Raw genomic sequence first — 15,117 nt, forward strand, 5'->3', positions numbered from 1 at the left:
ATCTTTTTATGGGTGGCAGGCGCATTGACTTTCATGAGTTGATCACTTGTCCTCCATCGCACTGATCGGTTTGCCTGGCTCTGGCAAATCGACCATTGGCCGGCAGCTGGCGCGCCGGCTTTTACTTTCGTTTGCTGATTCCGACCATGTGATCGAGCATCGTCTGGGTTGCTCCATCCGGGAGTTTTTCGAGCGCGAGGGTGAAGACAGATTCAGGGACATCGAGGAATCGGTGATCGATGAGCTCTCCCAAGGGCAGGACTGTGTGCTCTCGACAGGCGGTGGCGCCGTTTTGCGTCCGGCCAACCGGCAGCGGCTTCATGATCGTTGTCAGGTGGTTTACCTTCGTTCTTCACCAGAAGAGGTGTTTCGCCGTTTGCGACATGATCGCAACCGGCCGTTGCTTCAGGTGGCCGATCCCCTGCAGCGGCTCAAGGACCTGTACGCCGCGCGCGATCCCCTGTACCGGGAGGCTGCGCACTATGTCATCGATACGGGCCGACCGTCAGTGGCCACGCTGGTGAACATGATCGTCATGCAGCTGGAGCTTGCGCCAGGGGCTGCTGCGCGAGGTGGACCCGGCCCCGTTTGACTTTGCCGGTCTTTTCAGGCGGGCAATTCCTGGCCCTACACTTGGGTCATGCACAGAGATCTTTCGCTTTTGGGTGTCGAACAGGTGGTCATCGACCTGGGTGACCGCAGCTATTGCATCGACATCGCGGCAGGCTTGCTTGATCGGGCCGACGCCTTCTCGGGGCTGCCGTCGGCCTCCGCCGCCATGATCGTGACGAACGAAACCGTGGCGCCCATCTACTTGGAGCGACTAAGGGGCTCGCTTGCGCCGCACTACCGCACAGTCCTGCATGTGGTGCTACCTGACGGTGAGTCCTTCAAGACCTGGGACACGCTGAATCTGATCTTCGATGCGCTGTTGGGCGCTGCGTGTGACCGGAAAACGGTGCTGTTTGCCCTTGGGGGCGGTGTGGTGGGCGACGTGACCGGTTTCGCCGCTGCCGCGTTCATGAGAGGCGTGCCCTTTGTGCAGGTGCCCACCACTTTGCTGGCCCAGGTGGATTCTTCGGTGGGCGGCAAGACGGCGATCAACCACCCGTTGGGCAAGAACATGATCGGCGCTTTCTATCAACCTCAGAGGGTGTTGTGCGATCTGGCGACGCTCGATACCCTGCCGGAGCGCGAGTTGAGTGCGGGGCTGGCCGAAGTGATCAAGTACGGGCCGATCGCCGACATGGCGTTTCTGGACTGGATCGAGCGCAACATGGGGGCGTTGCGCAAGCGGGACCCGCAGGCCTTGGCACACGCGGTCAAGCGCAGCTGCCAGATCAAGGCAGAGGTGGTGGGGCAGGACGAGCGGGAGTCGGGGTTGAGGGCAATCCTGAACTTTGGGCATACCTTCGGCCATGCGATTGAGGCGGGCATGGGCTACGGCGCCTGGTTGCATGGTGAAGCGGTGGGCTGCGGCATGGTGATGGCCACCCGGCTTTCTGCGCGTATGGGGCTTGTCGACAACGCGTTTGTCGAGCGCATCAAGGCGGTGGTAGAGGCCGCCGGACTGCCGGTTCATGCGCCTGTGCTGGATGGAGCCGATAACGTGGGTCGCTACCTGTCCCTGATGAAACTGGACAAGAAGTCAGAGGCGGGCGAGATCCGGTTCGTGTTGGTGGACGGAAGCGGGAGGGCCCTGATGAAGGGTGCACCCGACGCGGTGGTGGGTGAGGTGATTGTCGAAAGCTGCGTCGCTTGAGACGCTGGTGCTCGTGCTGACGCCCAAGATGGCCATGTCGTCAACGCCGCGGCAGAAGCTGTTGGCGTCCTATGCGGCTGAACCGGCGTGCAGCCGGGGGCGCCGCTTTGCGGAGCCTGAAGCACCCACCCGCTCTGTATTCCAGCGCGACCGCGACCGGATCATCCATTCCACCGCGTTCCGGCGCCTCGTCTACAAGACACAGGTCTTCCTGAACCACGAAGGCGATCTGTTCCGCACCCGTCTGACGCATTCCCTGGAGGTGGCGCAGTTGGGGCGCAGCATCGCTCGCACGTTGGGTTTGAATGAGGACCTGGTCGAGGCGATCGCCTTGGCCCATGATCTGGGCCACACGCCTTTCGGCCATGCGGGTCAGGATGCGCTCAATGCGTCGATGAAGGCCGCACGCCCGGACGTGCCCACGGCCGACGAGGCGGACTGGGGCTTCGAGCACAACCTGCAGAGCCTGCGGGTGGTCGATGCGCTGGAGGAGCGTTATCCGGCGTTTGATGGACTGAACCTGACGTTCGAGACACGGGAGGGCATCCTCAAGCACTGCTCAAAAGTCCATGCCGAGCGCTTGCTCAAGGCCGAACCGGGGGGGGTGGCGCAGCGGTTCGTGTCGGGAGGCTGCCCGTCGCTGGAGGCGCAGCTCTGCAATCTGGCCGATGAAATCGCCTACAACGCCCACGACATCGACGACGGTGTGCGTTCCGGATTGCTGACACTGGAACAGATCTCCGAGGTACCCCTGTTCGACCGCTATCGCCGCCAGGCCCTGAGCGCACACCCCGAGCTGGGTGGGCGTCGCCTGCTGTTCGAGTCAATCCGGCTGATGCTCAGCGACCAAGTCTACGACGTGATCGATACGACGCGGGCACGCATCGAGGCCTCGGGAGTGGAGACTATCGATCAGGTACGCGCTCAGGCGCGTCCGCTGGTGGGCTTCTCCGATGCGATGAGGGCCGAATCGCAGACGCTCAAACACTTCCTGTTGCGCAACCTGTATCGCCATCCTCAGGTGATGGCCACCACGGAACGGGCGGCCCAGGTGGTCACGGAGCTGTTTTCAATGTACCTCGAGCGCCCGGACGAGTGGCCGAATTCGCCGCTCAAGGCCCGCCAGCCAGCGCGGGCGGTGGCGGACTACATCGCCGGCATGACGGACCGCTTTGCCATCCGCGAACACCAGCGCCTCAGCGGGCGGGTGCTGTTTCCATGAGCCGTCCATGAACCACCCGGCGTCTCCCGTGCGTCTCGGCAGCGCTGATGGTCAGGGTGTGGCCCTGGTGGTGGTCGGTGTCGGCGTTTGCTCCGCGTTGCACGTGGGCAAGCTGCCGGTGGCCATCCCGTATCTCCAAGCCGAGCTGGCGCTGAACCTGGTGCAGGCCGGTTTTTTGCTGTCGCTGGTGCAGCTGGCGGGTCTGTCGCTAGGTCTTGTCGTCGGGCTGCTGGCCGACCGGTTGGGCCCGCGCAGGTTGATGCTTGCGGGATTGTGCGTGCTGGCCGCGGGCAGTGCTGGTGGAGCGCTGGCGCCTGACGTCAATCGGCTGCTGGTGTTCCGGGTGGTGGAGGGTGCTGGATTCCTTTTGACGGTGCTGCCGGCGCCGGGTCTGCTGAGATTGCATCTGCACGACCCGGTGCGCCTGTCCCGGGCGCTGGGCTGGTGGGGCACCTACATGCCGATGGGCACCGCAGTGGCGCTGCTGCTGGGCGTGCCGCTGATGGCCTGGTCGGGCTGGCGCGCCACCTGGTGGCTGCTGGCATTGTTCAGTCTGGCGGCGGCGGCCTGGCTGGCGCTGAGGGTGCCGACTTCGGTGTCCGGCCCCTCGGATGTGGGGGCTGCAGGGGCATCGTCCCTCTGGCCGCGACTGAAGCGAACCTTGCGGGCACCGGGTCCCTGGCTGGTGGCTTTGGGCTTTCTTCTCTATTCGGGCCAGTGGCTGGCGGTCATCGGCTTTCTGCCCACGATCTATGTTCAGGCTGGTCTCGGCGCTGCAGAAGTGGCGGCGCTGAGCGCGTTGGCTGCGGCGGTGAACATGTTGGGCAATGTGGCTGCGGGGCGCTGGCTGGCTCGGAGAGCGCGTCCCGGGGCGCTGGTGGCGTTGGGATATGGCGCGATGGCGGCCGGGTCAGTGGTCACCTTTGGTGCGGTGGGGCATCCGGTGCTGCAGTACCTGGCGGTATTGCTCTTTTCGTCTGTCGGGGGACTCATTCCGGGCACGCTGTTTGGCGTGGCGGTGGTGCTGGCCCCGGGCCGGGATACGGTGTCGACCACCGTTGGCTGGATGCAGCAGTTCTCTGCCCTTGGTCAGTTCATCGGTCCGCCCGCGGTGGCCTGGTGGGTGACCCGGATGGGTGGCTGGCAGTGGACCTGGGTGCTGACGGGGGCATGCTCCCTGTTGGGCTTGCTGCTGGCTGTGCGGCTGCAGCGGGAGTGGACTGCACGGCACGGGGTCGCGGCCGACTGAGGGGCGATACACTGCCGCCGATGAGGGTGCGCGCCAACGCCGCCCAGGGCAGGACCAAGAGGACGAAACCCATGAGCTATCTCCAGCAGCTCAAACGACAGGCGCAGGCCCGCCAGGCCGAGCAGGGCGAACAGCAGCACGGGCTGGAAGCCCGCACTGCGGCCACCGAAGCGGCCTGCCAGGTGGTCTGGAATTACCTATCTGAGCTGGCTCGCCAGTTGAGCGTGATCCAGCCGCCGGCGCAGCGGTTGGGGCTCGATCACAAGCACCTCTGGCCCGGCATGCGGCAACACGACTTCCGGTTCGATGCCCGGAAGAAGCGCCTGCGCGACCGCGAAGTGTTCGACTATTTGGCGCTGGGCTGGAAGCTGGGGCCCCGCGAGGGCGAAGTGCGTCGCGGCCGGGTGAGCGTCAACTTCCCGCCAGACCTGGAGCGGGTCCAGAAGCGCCTGGCCGCGGGCCATGTGGTGCATGAGCGCATCGAGCAACGGCACCCCGAGTCCAATGCCCTGCTGGCGCTGGTCTTTGACTTTGAGATGGCAGCACGGGCAAGCGTGATGGTGACAGCCGACCACGACGCTGCGCTGCTGCGGTTCCGGCTGGCTTGCGTCGGCGGTATGGAGGTTGTGACGACCGAACTGCCGGTGGGTCAGGTGAACCCGGCGCGGCTGGACGAATTGGCGCGTCTGATCGTGGGAGAGCCCAGCCAGTTTCTGTAAGGCGATTGACGACCTCAGGGACATAATCGGGGTCGGATTCCAACGGAGACTGTTGTGGCTCGACTGGCCCGCCTGACCCTGTCCGGGCAGGTTCATCATGTATTGCACCGTGGCAACAACCGGCAGGCCATCGTGCTGGACGACACCGATCGCGAGACCCTGCTGGACTTGCTCTGGGCTCGGGCCCAACAGCTGAAGGTGGCGGTGCACGCCTATGTGCTGATGCCGGACCACTTCCAGTTGCTGTGCACACCCTCGACCACCGACGGCGTGCCCCGCCTGATGCAGGGTGTGGGCAGGGACTATGTGCGCTGCTTCAACCGGCGCCACGGTCGCAGTGGCACCCTCTGGGAGGGCCGCTATCGCTCCACGCTGATCCAGGCTGAGCGCCACCTGCTGTCCTGCATGGTCTTCATTGATCTGGATCCGGTGCGGGAGGGGCTGTGTGCCGAAGCGCAGTCCTATCCCTGGTCCAGCCACCGCCACCACGCGGGGCAGCTGCAGGACCGGCACATCACGCCCCATGCGATGTACTGGACGCTGGGCAATACACCGTTTGCGCGCGAGGCCGCATACGCCGATTTGGTGCGTGCCGGGCTGAATGCGCAACAGATGGGTGCCATCGCCGATGCGCTGTGGCATGGCTGGGCACTGGGTGACCCGGACTACCTCGCCTCCCTCAGCAAAGACACCGAACGTCGGCTGACTCCTGCGCGTGCTGGACGACCCCCAAAAAAGCCGTCCTAACAGAGATTGGAAAAAAACCCAATCAAATCAAAGCTTTCCTTCATATTTTAATTTGACCCTTATTTTTTCTTTCGGGAGCCTTGTTAAGATTTATGGGAATCTGACCCTAATTATTTTTCTTGGCACCGATGTTGCAGTGCATTAAGCTTCGCGTCCCGCGCATTTTTTGCAAGCCCTTGTCCAGAAAAGGAAGCGCCATGACCACGGCAGCCGAACAACAGCAGTTCCAGCAACAGGGTCTGTACGACCCGGCCAACGAGCACGATGCCTGCGGCGTCGGTTTCGTGGCCCACATCAAGGGCGAAAAGCGCCACGACATCGTGACCCAGGCGCTCAAGATCCTAGAGAACATCGATCACCGCGGCGCCGTCGGTGCCGACAAGCTGATGGGCGACGGCGCCGGCATCCTGATCCAGCTGCCGGACGCGCTGTACCGCGAGGAAATGGCCAAGCAGGGCGTGGCCCTGCCGCCCGCCGGCGAATACGGCGTGGGCATGATCTTCCTGCCCAAGGAGCACGCCAGCCGCCTGGCCTGCGAGCAGGAGATGGAACGCGCCATCAAGGCCGAGGGCCAGGTGCTGCTGGGCTGGCGCGACGTACCGGTCAACAAGGACATGCCGATGTCCCCGACGGTGCGCGAGAAAGAGCCGATCATGCGCCAGGTCTTCATCGGCCGTGGCAACGACGTGATCGTGCAAGATGCGCTGGAGCGCAAGCTGTACGTGATCCGCAAGACCGCCAGCGCCCACATCCAGGCGCTCAAGCTCAAGCACAGCAAAGAGTATTACGTGCCCAGCATGAGCAGCCGAACCGTGGTCTACAAGGGCCTGCTGCTGGCCGACCAGGTGGGCACCTATTTCCTGGACCTGCAGGACCCGCGCTGCGTCTCTGCCCTGGGCCTGGTGCACCAGCGCTTCTCGACTAACACCTTCCCCGAGTGGCCGCTGGCCCACCCGTACCGCTACGTGGCGCACAACGGTGAAATCAACACCGTCAAGGGCAACTACAACTGGATGAAGGCGCGCGAGGGCGTGATGTCTTCGCCGGTGCTCGGCGCCGACCTGCAGAAGCTCTACCCGATCAGCTTCGCCAGCCAGTCCGATACCGCCACGTTCGACAACTGCCTCGAACTGTTGACCATGGCCGGTTACCCGATCAGCCAGGCTGTGATGATGATGATTCCCGAGCCTTGGGAACAACACACCATGATGGACCCGCGCCGCCGCGCGTTCTACGAATACCACGCCGCTATGCTGGAGCCCTGGGACGGCCCGGCCTCCATCGTGTTCACCGACGGCCGCCAGATCGGCGCGACGCTGGACCGCAACGGTTTGCGCCCTTCGCGCTACTGCATCACCGACGACGACCTGGTGATCATGGGCTCGGAGTCGGGCGTGCTGCCGATCCCGGAAAACAAGATCGTGCGCAAGTGGCGCCTGCAGCCCGGCAAGATGTTCCTGATCGACCTGGAGCAGGGCCGCATGATCGACGACGAGGAGCTCAAGGCCAACCTCGCCAACAGCAAGCCCTACAAACAGTGGATCGAGAACCTGCGCATCCGCCTGGACGACGTGGAGCACCCCGTCGCCGGTGAAGACGCGGTCGAGCTGCCCATCGCCAAGACCGAGCCGCAATCCACCGGCACCGAGCGCGTGTCGCCCGAGCTGCTGGACCAGCAGCAGGCTTTCGGCTTCACGCAGGAAGACATCAAGTTCCTACTCAGCCCCATGGCCGCCAACGGCGAAGAAGGCATCGGCTCCATGGGCAACGACAGCCCGCTGGCCGTGCTCTCGGGCAAGAACAAGCCGCTGTACAACTACTTCAAACAGCTGTTCGCCCAGGTGACGAACCCTCCGATCGACCCGATCCGCGAAGCGATCGTGATGTCGCTGGTGTCCTTCGTCGGTCCCAAGCCCAACCTGCTGGACATCAACCAGGTCAACCCGCCGATGCGGCTGGAAGTGAGCCAGCCGGTGCTGGACGCGGCCGACATGGCCAAGCTGCGCAACATCGAGTCGGTGACGCAGGGCAAGTTCAAGAGCGCCACGCTGGACATCACCTACCCGGTCAGCTGGGGCAAGGAAGGTGTGGAGGCCAAGCTGGCCTCGCTGTGTGCCGAGGCCGTGGACGCGATCAAGGGTGGCAAGAACATCCTGATCATCAGCGACCGTGGCGTCAGCCGCACCCAGGTGGCCGTGCCCGCGCTGCTGGCGCTGTCGGCCGTGCACCAGCACCTGGTGCGCGAGGGCCTGCGCACGACCGCCGGTCTGGTGGTCGAGACCGGCACGGCGCGCGAAGTGCACCACTTCGCCGTGCTGGCCGGCTACGGCGCCGAAGCCGTGCACCCCTACCTGGCCATGGAAACCCTGCAGGCCATCGCCGCGGACCTGCCGGGCGAGCTGAGCGCCGACAAGGCGATCTACAACTACATCAAGGCGATCGGCAAGGGCCTGTCCAAGATCATGTCCAAGATGGGCGTGAGCACCTACATGTCCTACTGCGGCGCCCAGCTGTTCGAGGCCATCGGCCTGAACAGCGAGACCGTGTCCAAGTACTTCACCGGCACCGCCAGCCGCGTGGAAGGCATCGGCGTGTTCGAGATCGCCGAAGAAGCCATCCGCATGCACAAGGCTGCTTACGGCGACGACCCGGTGCTGGCCAACATGCTGGAGACCGGCGGCGAATACGCCTGGCGCGCCCGCGGCGAAGAGCACATGTGGACGCCCGATGCCATCGCCAAGCTGCAGCACAGCACGCGCGCCAACAACTGGAACACGTACAAGGAGTACGCCCAGATCATCAACGACCAGAGCCGGCGCCACATGACGCTGCGCGGCCTGTTCGAGTTCAAGATCGACCCGTCCAAGGCGATCTCCATCGACGAGGTGGAGCCGGCCAAGGAGATCGTCAAGCGCTTCGCGACCGGCGCCATGTCGCTGGGTTCGATCTCCACCGAAGCGCACGCCACCCTGGCCGTGGCCATGAACCGCATCGGCGGCAAGAGCAACACCGGCGAAGGCGGCGAGGACGCGCTGCGCTACCGCAACGAGCTCAAGGGCATCCCGATCAAGCAGGGCCAGACCATGTCCGACCTGCTGGGCAACATCTTCGAGGTGGACTACCCGCTCGAAGCCGGCGACTCGCTGCGCTCCAAGATCAAGCAGGTGGCCTCGGGCCGTTTCGGTGTGACCGCCGAATACCTGGCCAGCGCTGACCAGATCCAGATCAAGATGGCCCAGGGCGCCAAGCCCGGCGAGGGCGGCCAGCTGCCCGGCGGCAAGGTGTCGGAATACATCGGCAAGCTGCGCCACAGCGTGCCGGGTGTGGGCCTGATCAGCCCGCCGCCGCACCACGACATCTATTCGATCGAAGACCTGGCCCAGCTGATCCACGACCTCAAGAACGTGGCGCCTCACAGCGACATCAGCGTCAAGCTGGTGTCCGAAGTGGGCGTGGGCACCATCGCCGCGGGCGTGGCCAAGTGCAAGGCCGACCACGTGGTGATCGCCGGCCACGACGGCGGCACGGGCGCCTCGCCCTGGTCGTCGATCAAGCACGCCGGATCGCCCTGGGAAATCGGTCTGGCCGAAACCCAGCAGACCCTGGTGCTCAACCGCCTGCGCAGCCGCATCCGTGTGCAGGCCGACGGCCAGATGAAGACCGGCCGCGACGTCGTCATCGGCGCGCTGCTGGGTGCCGACGAGTTCGGCTTCGCCACCGCACCGCTGGTGGTCGAGGGCTGCATCATGATGCGCAAGTGCCACCTCAACACCTGCCCGGTGGGCGTGGCCACGCAGGACCCGGAGCTGCGCAAGAAGTTCTCGGGCAAGCCCGAGCACGTGGTCAACTACTTCTTCTTCATCGCCGAGGAAGCGCGCCAGATCATGGCGCAGCTGGGCATCCGCAAGTTCGACGACCTCATTGGTCGTGCCGACCTGCTGGACATGAAGAAGGGCATCGAGCACTGGAAGGCCCGCGGTCTGGACTTCAGTCGCCTGCTGGCCACGCCGGCGGTGCCGGCCGACGTGCCGCGATTGCACGTCGAGAAGCAGGACCACGGGCTCGAGAAGTCGCTCGACAACGTGCTGATCGCCAAGAGCAAGGCCGCCATCGAAAAAGGCGAGAAGGTCCAGTTCATCGAAGTGGCCCGCAACGTGAACCGTTCCGTGGGTGCCATGCTCTCGGGCGCGGTCACCAAGGTGCACCCCGAGGGGCTGCCGGACGACACCATCCGCATCCAGCTCGAAGGCACGGGCGGCCAGTCCTTCGGCGCCTTCCTGACCAACGGCATCACGCTGTACCTGATCGGCGACGCCAACGACTACACCGGCAAGGGGCTGTCGGGTGGCCGCGTGGTGGTGCGCCCGAGCATCGACTTCCGCGGTGAATCGACCCGCAACATCATCGTGGGCAACACCGTGATGTACGGTGCCACCTCCGGTGAAGCTTTCTTCAGCGGCGTGGCCGGCGAACGCTTCGCCGTGCGCCTCTCGGGCGCCACGGCGGTCGTCGAAGGCACGGGCGACCACGGTTGCGAGTACATGACTGGCGGCACGGTGGTGGTGCTGGGCAAGACCGGCCGCAACTTCGCGGCCGGCATGAGCGGCGGCATCGCCTACGTCTACGACGAGGATGGCCTGTTCGCCCAGCGCTGCAACACCGCGCAGGTCGCGCTGGAGAAGGTGCTGCCCGCCACCGAGCAGGAAGCCACCACCGACAAGGCGATCTGGCACCGTGACCAGACCGATGAAGCACAGCTCAAGAAGCTGCTGCAGGAGCACAACCGCTGGACCGGCAGCAAGCGCGCGCGCGAACTGCTGGACAACTGGGCCGAGGCCCGCGCCAAGTTCGTGAAGGTGTTCCCGACCGAATACAAGCGCGCCCTGGCCGAGATCAATGCCAAGAAGGCGGCCGTGGCCGCCACCGGCAAGGCCCAGGGCAGTGCCAAGAAGCAAGCAGCTCCCGCCAAGTAAGAAGCAATCACCCCACGCAGGATCAACATCATGGGAAAAGTCACCGGCTTCATGGAATATGAGCGTCTGGAAGAGGGCTACAAGCCTGTTGCCGAACGCCTGAAGCACTACAAGGAATTCGTGCTCGCGCTGGACGACAGCCAGGCCAAGATCCAGGGCGCGCGCTGCATGGACTGCGGCACGCCGTTCTGCAACAACGGCTGCCCGGTCAACAACATCATTCCGGACTTCAACGACCTCGTGTACCAGGGCGACTGGCAGAACGCCATCACCGTGCTGCACAGCACCAACAACTTCCCGGAGTTCACCGGCCGCATCTGTCCCGCGCCCTGCGAGGCGGCCTGCACCATCAACGTGAACGGCGACGCGGTGGGCATCAAGTCCATCGAGCACGCCATCATCGACAAGGCCTGGGAAAACGGCTGGGTCCAGCCGCAACCGGCCAAGCACAAGACCGGCAAGACCGTGGCGGTGGTCGGCTCCGGCCCAGCCGGTCTGGCCGCGGCCCAGCAGCTGGCGCGCGCCGGCCACGACGTGACGGTGTTCGAGAAGAACAGCCGCATCGGCGGCCTGCTGCGTTACGGCATTCCCGACTTCAAGATGGAGAAGTCGCACATCGATCGCCGCGTCGCTCAGATGGAAGCCGAGGGCGTGGTGTTCAAGACCAGCACGCTGATCGGCACCCTGCCCGAAGGCAGCAAGGTCACCAACGATGCCAAGACCGTGATCAGCGCAGAGGACCTCAAGGCCCAGTTCGACGCCGTGTTGCTGACCGGTGGTTCCGAGCAGAGCCGCGATCTGCCGGTACCGGGGCGTGACCTGGACGGTGTGCACTTCGCGATGGAGTTCCTGCCGCAGCAGAACAAGGTCAACGCGGGCGACAAGCTCAAGGGCCAGCTGCGCGCCGACGGCAAGCACGTCATCGTGATTGGTGGCGGTGACACCGGTTCCGACTGCGTGGGCACCAGCACCCGCCATGGCGCCGTCAGCGTGACCCAGTTCGAGGTCATGCCCCAGCCGCCCGAACAGGAGAACAAGCCGCTGGTGTGGCCCTACTGGCCGCTGAAACTGCGCACCAGTTCCAGCCACGACGAGAGCGCAGAGAAGGGCATCCTGGCGCGCGAGTTCGCCATCTCCACCAAGGAGTTCATCGGCAAGAACGGCAAGCTCACTGGCCTGAAGACCGTGAACGTCGAGTTCAAGGACGGCAAGATGGTCGAGGTCGCCGGCACCGAGAAGGAATACAAGGCTGATCTGGTGCTGTTGGCCATGGGTTTCGTGAACCCGGTCGCCACTGTGCTCGATGCCTTCGGCGTCGAGAAAGATGCGCGCGGCAACGCCAAGGCCTCGACGGACTTTACAGGTGGTTACATCACCAACGTGCCCAAGGTGTTTGCGGCGGGTGACATGCGCCGCGGTCAGTCCCTGGTGGTGTGGGCCATCAGAGAGGGACGCCAGGCGGCGCGGGCGGTGGACGAGTTCCTGATGGGGCAGTCCGACCTGCCGCGATGAGCCCTGGGGGATTGCCGGTAGCGGGCCGGGTGTTTTCGACGCGCATGCGACAATGCCCGGTCACACATCTGGCCTCATGAGCGATACCCCCTTTATCGACATCGACCATGTCACCTTCGGCTATGACAGCCGAAGGACCATTCTCAACGACATCTCCCTCCAGTTCGCCCGCGGCAAGATCACGGCCGTTCTGGGCGGTTCCGGCTGCGGAAAAACCACGCTGCTGCGCCTGATCGGTGGCGTGCATGCACCCAGCAGCGGCCGCGTGGTGTTCGACGGCGAGGTGGTGAAAACCGCCGACAAGGCGCAGCTGTTCCGGCTGCGCCGCCGCCTGGGCATGCTGTTCCAGTTCGGTGCCCTGTTCACCGACCTGAACGTGTTCGACAACGTCGCCTTTCCTCTGCGTGAGATGAGCGACCTGCCCGAGCCGCTGATCCGTCACATCGTGCTGATGAAGCTCGATGCGGTTGGCTTGCGGGGCGCGGCCCATCTCAAGATCAGCGAAGTCTCCGGTGGCATGGCACGCCGCGTGGCGCTCGCCCGGGCCATCGCACTCGACCCGGAACTGATCATGTACGACGAGCCCTTCGCGGGCCTCGATCTGGTGTCCATGGGTGTGGCCGCCAAGCTCATTCGGACCCTGACCGACGTCACCGGTGCCACCTCGCTGCTGATCTCACACGACATCCCGCAGTGCATGGCGATCAGCGACCATGTGGTACTGCTCGCACCCGGCGGTCGTGTGGTGGCGCAAGGAACACCCGCCGAACTCATGGCCAGTACCGATCCGGAGGTGCGCCAGTTCGTGCGTGGCGAACCGGACGGACCGGTCAAGTTCCATTACCCGGCCCGCTCGGTGGCCGAAGACTTTGGTCCGAGGGCCTCGGCATGAACCTATTGCAGACGATTGGCCAGGCGGTCCTGGCCCAGTTGGCGCGCTGGGGCCACGGCGCGCTGTTCTTTCTGGACTTGCTGCGTGCGATGCCGTCGGCGCTGCGCCGCTTCGGCCTGGTTGTTGGACAGATTCACGCGATCGGCAACCGCTCTCTGGTGATCATCGTCGCCTCAGGCCTGTCCGTTGGCTTTGTGCTGGCCCTGCAGATGTACTACGCGCTGACCACCTACGGCGCGGCCGAGTCGCTGGGCCTGATCGTCAACCTCGCGCTGGTGCGCGAACTGGGGCCAGTGGTCACGGCGCTGCTGTTCGCCGGTCGCGCCGGCACCTCGCTGACGGCTGAGATTGGACTGATGAAGGCTGGCGAACAGATCGCGGCGATGGAGCTGATGGCCATTGATCCGAAGGCCCGGGTGCTGGCACCGCGCTTTCTGGGCGGCATTCTGTCGATGCCCTTGCTCGCGGCCCTGTTTTCCACCGTCGGTATTCTGGGCGCCTACGTGGTCGCTGTGCTCCTGATCGGCATTGACTCTGGCAACTTCTGGTCGATCCAGCAAAACGGCGTCGATGTCTGGCGTGACGTTGGCAACGGCGTCGTCAAGAGTGCGGTGTTCGGTGTCATCTGCACCGCCGTGGCGCTTTACCAGGGCTATGAAACCGAAGCCACACCAGAAGGTGTGGCCTATGCAACCACAAGAACGGTGGTCACCGCCTCGCTGGGTGTGCTGGCGATGGACTTCATCCTGACCGCCCTGATGTTCTCGACCCCCTGATTCGGGAGAACCCATGAACAAGAAAAGCATTGAAATCTTCGTTGGCCTGTTTGTCGTTCTTGGCGCTCTGTCGCTGCTGTTCCTCGCACTAAAGGCGGCCAACCTGGCCAGCTTCACCAACGGTGGCGATACCTACACGCTGCAGGCGCGCTTCGACAACATCGGTGGTCTGAAGGCCCGTGCGCCCGTGCGCTCGGCGGGCGTCCATGTCGGGCGGGTGACCAGCGTGACCCTCGATCCCCAGACCTACCTCGGGGTGGTGACCATGGAAGTCAACAAAGGGGTGACCTTTCCCAAAGACTCGTCGGCCAAGATCCTGACCTCGGGCCTGCTGGGTGACCAGTACATCGGCATTGAGCCCGGGGGTGACGAAAAGAACCTGGCAGCCGGTGACGTGATCACACAGACCCAGTCTGCGGTGGTGCTGGAAAACCTGATTGGCCAGTTCCTGTTCAACAAGGCCGCCGACGGCGGTGAACAGAAGCCGCAGTGAGTGAGCGGGAAATGCATGCCCTGGAGATGGACATGAAGTTCGATGGCCCTCGTGTTTTGCGTTGGCTGGCATCACTGCTGCTCGTCGGCGTGCTGGCGGGTTGTGCCAGTGGTCCCAACGCAAGCCCGCGCGATCCGCTGGAACCCTTGAACCGCCAGGTGACAGCGTTCAACGATGCGGTGGACGGTGCGGTTCTCAAGCCGGTCGCCACCGTGTACCGCGACGTCACGCCCGACCCGGTCCGTACCGGGGTCAACAACTTCTTCGAGAACCTGCGCGACGTCTGGTCGTTCATCAACGCATCGTTGCAGTTGAGGCCCCGTGAAGCCGCCGAGAACTTCCTCCGCTTCAACGTCAACACCTTCTTTGGTGTGGGCGGCCTTTTCGATGTGGCTTCGGAAATGGGGATTGAGCGCACCCGCCTGGATTTCGGCCAGACGCTGGGCCGATGGGGTGTCCCCTCTGGGCCATACCTCGTGCTGCCGATCTTCGGCCCCTCGACCGTGCGCGATGCGGCGGGTTTCAGCATCGAGTCCAGTGGCGACCTGGTGCAGGGCATTTCCGACATTCCGACCCGCAACTCCCTGTATGTGTTGCGAGCGGTGGAGACCAGGGCCAACCTGCTGCGTGCCACGTCCCTGTTGGAGGGCGCTGCGCTGGACAAATACAGCTTCACCCGCGACCTGTATCTGCAGCGCCGGGAAAGCCAGATCGAGGACCTGAAAGACAAAGGCATCGGGCTCAAGGACGGGGCCGACTGACCCACAAACCG

12 protein-coding genes are annotated in these 15,117 nt (G+C 64.4%); all 12 read left to right on the plus strand.

From position 1 onward, the window contains the following. Positions 1–46 precede the first annotated feature (46 nt). The 12 genes from ACFOPI_RS23450 to ACFOPI_RS23505 all read left to right on the plus strand — a co-directional run bounded on the left by ACFOPI_RS23450 (position 47) and on the right by ACFOPI_RS23505 (position 15,106). Positions 47–592 (plus strand): shikimate kinase, encoded by a 546-nt coding sequence (locus ACFOPI_RS23450; RefSeq protein WP_382179594.1) that lies wholly within the window; start codon positions 47–49, stop codon positions 590–592. 48 nt (positions 593–640) lie between these two features. Beyond that, on the plus strand, positions 641–1,762 hold the full coding sequence (gene aroB, locus ACFOPI_RS23455; RefSeq protein WP_382179597.1) for a 3-dehydroquinate synthase: 1,122 nt from the start codon (positions 641–643) through the stop codon (positions 1,760–1,762). A gap of 34 nt (positions 1,763–1,796) precedes the next feature. After that, entirely contained in the window at positions 1,797–2,984 is a 1,188-nt protein-coding gene (locus ACFOPI_RS23460) for a deoxyguanosinetriphosphate triphosphohydrolase (RefSeq protein WP_382179829.1), read from the plus strand. Between the two features lie 7 nt (positions 2,985–2,991). After that, positions 2,992–4,233 carry an MFS transporter gene (locus ACFOPI_RS23465; protein ID WP_382179600.1) on the plus strand — a complete coding sequence of 414 codons (1,242 nt, stop codon included), beginning with the start codon at positions 2,992–2,994 and terminating at the stop codon, positions 4,231–4,233. Between the two features lie 71 nt (positions 4,234–4,304). Continuing rightward, positions 4,305–4,952, plus strand: a complete 648-nt coding sequence (locus ACFOPI_RS23470; RefSeq protein WP_382179603.1) for a hypothetical protein — start codon at positions 4,305–4,307, stop codon at positions 4,950–4,952. Positions 4,953–5,006: 54 nt separating this feature from the next. After that, positions 5,007–5,699: a transposase gene (locus ACFOPI_RS23475; RefSeq protein ID WP_382179606.1), complete on the plus strand. Its 693-nt coding sequence runs from the start codon at positions 5,007–5,009 to the stop codon at positions 5,697–5,699. 197 nt (positions 5,700–5,896) lie between these two features. Continuing rightward, positions 5,897–10,672 (plus strand): glutamate synthase-related protein, encoded by a 4,776-nt coding sequence (locus tag ACFOPI_RS23480; protein WP_382179607.1) that lies wholly within the window; start codon positions 5,897–5,899, stop codon positions 10,670–10,672. A gap of 30 nt (positions 10,673–10,702) precedes the next feature. Beyond that, positions 10,703–12,184, plus strand: coding sequence for a glutamate synthase subunit beta (locus ACFOPI_RS23485; RefSeq protein WP_382179610.1), 1,482 nt, complete (start codon positions 10,703–10,705; stop codon positions 12,182–12,184). Between the two features lie 76 nt (positions 12,185–12,260). Beyond that, the gene (locus ACFOPI_RS23490) at positions 12,261–13,076 is read left to right on the plus strand and encodes an ABC transporter ATP-binding protein (protein WP_382179616.1); all 816 of its coding nucleotides are present in this window, start codon (positions 12,261–12,263) and stop codon (positions 13,074–13,076) included. After that, on the plus strand, positions 13,073–13,852 hold the full coding sequence (gene mlaE, locus ACFOPI_RS23495; protein WP_382179619.1) for a lipid asymmetry maintenance ABC transporter permease subunit MlaE: 780 nt from the start codon (positions 13,073–13,075) through the stop codon (positions 13,850–13,852). The genes ACFOPI_RS23490 and mlaE overlap by 4 nt, the downstream gene beginning before the upstream one ends. A gap of 13 nt (positions 13,853–13,865) precedes the next feature. After that, the gene (gene mlaD / locus ACFOPI_RS23500; RefSeq protein ID WP_382179622.1) at positions 13,866–14,345 is read left to right on the plus strand and encodes an outer membrane lipid asymmetry maintenance protein MlaD; all 480 of its coding nucleotides are present in this window, start codon (positions 13,866–13,868) and stop codon (positions 14,343–14,345) included. Positions 14,346–14,377: 32 nt separating this feature from the next. Further along, positions 14,378–15,106, plus strand: coding sequence for an MlaA family lipoprotein (locus tag ACFOPI_RS23505; protein WP_382179625.1), 729 nt, complete (start codon positions 14,378–14,380; stop codon positions 15,104–15,106). The last annotated feature ends 11 nt before the right edge of the window (positions 15,107–15,117 follow it).

Origin of the sequence: Hydrogenophaga luteola, from assembly GCF_042648585.1 — a bacterium.
Lineage (GTDB): Bacteria > Pseudomonadota > Gammaproteobacteria > Burkholderiales > Burkholderiaceae_C > Hydrogenophaga > Hydrogenophaga luteola.

Excerpts from the sequence above, each read along its gene's own strand:
- mlaE (WP_382179619.1), top strand. The coding sequence starts at position 13,073 with ATGAACCTATTGCAGACGATTGGCCAGGCGGTCCTGGCCCAGTTGGCG.
- ACFOPI_RS23490 (WP_382179616.1), top strand. The coding sequence starts at position 12,261 with ATGAGCGATACCCCCTTTATCGACATCGACCATGTCACCTTCGGCTAT.
- ACFOPI_RS23480 (WP_382179607.1), top strand. The coding sequence starts at position 5,897 with ATGACCACGGCAGCCGAACAACAGCAGTTCCAGCAACAGGGTCTGTAC.
- ACFOPI_RS23505 (WP_382179625.1), top strand. The coding sequence starts at position 14,378 with ATGAAGTTCGATGGCCCTCGTGTTTTGCGTTGGCTGGCATCACTGCTG.
- mlaD (WP_382179622.1), top strand. The coding sequence starts at position 13,866 with ATGAACAAGAAAAGCATTGAAATCTTCGTTGGCCTGTTTGTCGTTCTT.
- ACFOPI_RS23470 (WP_382179603.1), top strand. The coding sequence starts at position 4,305 with ATGAGCTATCTCCAGCAGCTCAAACGACAGGCGCAGGCCCGCCAGGCC.
- aroB (WP_382179597.1), top strand. The coding sequence starts at position 641 with ATGCACAGAGATCTTTCGCTTTTGGGTGTCGAACAGGTGGTCATCGAC.
- ACFOPI_RS23465 (WP_382179600.1), top strand. The coding sequence starts at position 2,992 with ATGAACCACCCGGCGTCTCCCGTGCGTCTCGGCAGCGCTGATGGTCAG.
- ACFOPI_RS23460 (WP_382179829.1), top strand. The coding sequence starts at position 1,797 with ATGTCGTCAACGCCGCGGCAGAAGCTGTTGGCGTCCTATGCGGCTGAA.
- ACFOPI_RS23485 (WP_382179610.1), top strand. The coding sequence starts at position 10,703 with ATGGGAAAAGTCACCGGCTTCATGGAATATGAGCGTCTGGAAGAGGGC.